Below are 3,016 nucleotides of genomic sequence, written 5' to 3' on the forward strand. Positions count from 1 at the left end.
CATACATCACTGTACTTCCACTTCCAACCTATCTACCTGATCATCTCTCAGGGGTCTTACTTCCCGAAGGAATGGGAAATCTTATCTCGAGGTGAGTTTCGCACTTAGATGCTTTCAGCGTTTATCTCATCCACACATAGCTACCCAGCGATGCTCCTGGCGGAACAACTGGTACACCAGCGGTGTGTCCATCCCGGTCCTCTCGTACTAAGGACAGATCCTCTCAAATTTCCTACGCCCGCGACGGATAGGGACCGAACTGTCTCACGACGTTCTGAACCCAGCTCGCGTACCGCTTTAATGGGCGAACAGCCCAACCCTTGGGACCGACTACAGCCCCAGGATGCGATGAGCCGACATCGAGGTGCCAAACCTCCCCGTCGATGTGGACTCTTGGGGGAGATAAGCCTGTTATCCCCAGGGTAGCTTTTATCCGTTGAGCGATGGCCCTTCCATGCGGAACCACCGGATCACTAAGCCCGACTTTCGTCCCTGCTCGACTTGTAAGTCTCGCAGTCAAGCTCCCTTGTGCCTTTACACTCTGCGAATGATTTCCAACCATTCTGAGGGAACCTTTGGGCGCCTCCGTTACCTTTTAGGAGGCGACCGCCCCAGTCAAACTGCCCACCTGACACTGTCTCCCACCACGTTTATTGGTGAGGGTTAGAGTGTTCATACAACGAGGGTAGTATCCCACCAATGCCTCCATCGAGACTAGCGTCCCGATTTCTATGGCTCCTACCTATCCTGTACAAGTTGTACAAACACCCAATATCAAGCTACAGTAAAGCTCCATGGGGTCTTTCCGTCCTGTCGCGGGTAACCCGCATCTTCACGGGTAATATAATTTCACCGAGTCTCTCGTTGAGACAGTGCCCAAATCGTTACGCCTTTCGTGCGGGTCGGAACTTACCCGACAAGGAATTTCGCTACCTTAGGACCGTTATAGTTACGGCCGCCGTTTACTGGGGCTTCAATTCTGAGCTTCGCCGAAGCTAACCCATCCTCTTAACCTTCCAGCACCGGGCAGGCGTCAGCCCCTATACGTCATCTTACGATTTTGCAGAAACCTGTGTTTTTGATAAACAGTCGTTTGGGCCTATTCACTGCGGCTGAACTTGCGTTCAGCACCCCTTCTCCCGAAGTTACGGGGTCATTTTGCCGAGTTCCTTAACGAGAGTTCTCTCGCTCACCTTAGGATTCTCTCCTCGACTACCTGTGTCGGTTTGCGGTACGGGTAGTTATTATCTAACTAGAAGCTTTTCTCGGCAGTGTGACATCAGTATCTTCGCTACTATTATTTCGCTCCCCATCACAACTCGTCCTTATAAGCAAGCATTTGACTCGCTTACAAACTCGTTGCTTGGACACACATATCCATCAGTGTGCATACCTAGCCTCCTGCGTCCCTCCATCGTTCAAACAACAATAACTAGTACAGGAATCTCTACCTGTTATCCATCGCCTACGCCTCTCGGCCTCGGCTTAGGTCCCGACTAACCCTGGGAGGACGAGCCTTCCCCAGGAAACCTTAGTCATTCGGTGGACAGGATTCTCACCTGTCTTTCGCTACTCATACCGGCATTCTCACTTCTAAGCGCTCCACCAGTCCTTACGGTCTAGCTTCTTTGCCCTTAGAACGCTCTCCTACCACGCAACCTTACGGTTGCATCCACAATTTCGGTAATATGTTTAGCCCCGGTACATTTTCGGCGCAGGGTCACTCGACTAGTGAGCTATTACGCACTCTTTAAATGGTGGCTGCTTCTGAGCCAACATCCTAGTTGTCTGTGCAACTCCACATCCTTTTCCACTTAACATATATTTAGGGACCTTAATTGGTGGTCTGGGCTGTTTCCCTTTCGACTACGGATCTTATCACTCGCAGTCTGACTCCCGGATATAGATCGATGGCATTCGGAGTTTATCTGAATTCAGTAACCCTAGATGGGCCCCTAGTCCAAACAGTGCTCTACCTCCACGATCCTTTACTTCCGAGGCTAGCCCTAAAGCTATTTCGGAGAGAACCAGCTATTTCCAAGTTCGTTTGGAATTTCTCCGCTACCCACACCTCATCTCAGCATTTTTCAACATACATGAGTTCGGTCCTCCAGTGCGTTTTACCGCACCTTCAACCTGGACATGGGTAGGTCACTTGGTTTCGGGTCTACGTCTACATACTTAATCGCCCTATTCAGACTCGCTTTCGCTACGGCTCCGTCATTTCCGACTTAACCTTGCATGCAAACGTAACTCGCCGGTTCATTCTACAAAAGGCACGCTATCACCCATTAACGGGCTCTAACTACTTGTAGGCACATGGTTTCAGGAACTATTTCACTCCCCTTCCGGGGTGCTTTTCACCTTTCCCTCACGGTACTGGTTCACTATCGGTCACTAGGGAGTATTTAGCCTTGGGAGATGGTCCTCCCGGATTCCGACGGAATTTCACGTGTTCCGCCGTACTCAGGATCCTGAATTGAGAGAATGTCATTTCATCTACAGGGCTTTCACCTTTTTTCGCTGATCTTCCCAAATCATTCGATTATGACATTCTTTGGTAACTCAAATATTCAGTCCTACAACCCCAAAAAGCAAGCTTCTTGGTTTGGGCTATTCCCCGTTCGCTCGCCGCTACTTAGGGAATCGATTTTTCTTTCTCTTCCTGCAGGTACTTAGATGTTTCAGTTCCCTGCGTCTTCCTCTAACTGGTCTATGTATTCAACCAGTAGTAATAGTCGATTAAAACTATTGGGTTTCCCCATTCGGAAATCTCCGGATCATAGCTTACTTACAGCTCCCCGGAGCATATCGGAGTTAGTCCCGTCCTTCATCGGCTCCTAGTGCCAAGGCATTCACCATGCGCCCTTAATAACTTAACCTATCTTTACCTACGGTAAAGCGGTTATGAGTTTAGCGTTCAAGATTTTTCTTGTTTTAAACTCTTTAAAACGCGGTGTTCTCGGTTTGTTAATTATTTTAGAAAAATATTATCTAGTTTTCAAAGAACAAATTT

Annotated in this window: 1 rRNA gene; it reads right to left on the reverse strand. The window is 48.8% G+C overall.

The window, feature by feature from the left end:
* Positions 1 to 2,882 (reverse strand): 23S ribosomal RNA (locus IV36_RS11505); the annotation flags it as partial.
* Between the last annotated feature and the right edge of the window lie 134 nt (positions 2,883 to 3,016).

The organism is Liquorilactobacillus mali (genome assembly GCF_001437155.1).
Taxonomy (GTDB): domain Bacteria; phylum Bacillota; class Bacilli; order Lactobacillales; family Lactobacillaceae; genus Liquorilactobacillus; species Liquorilactobacillus mali_A.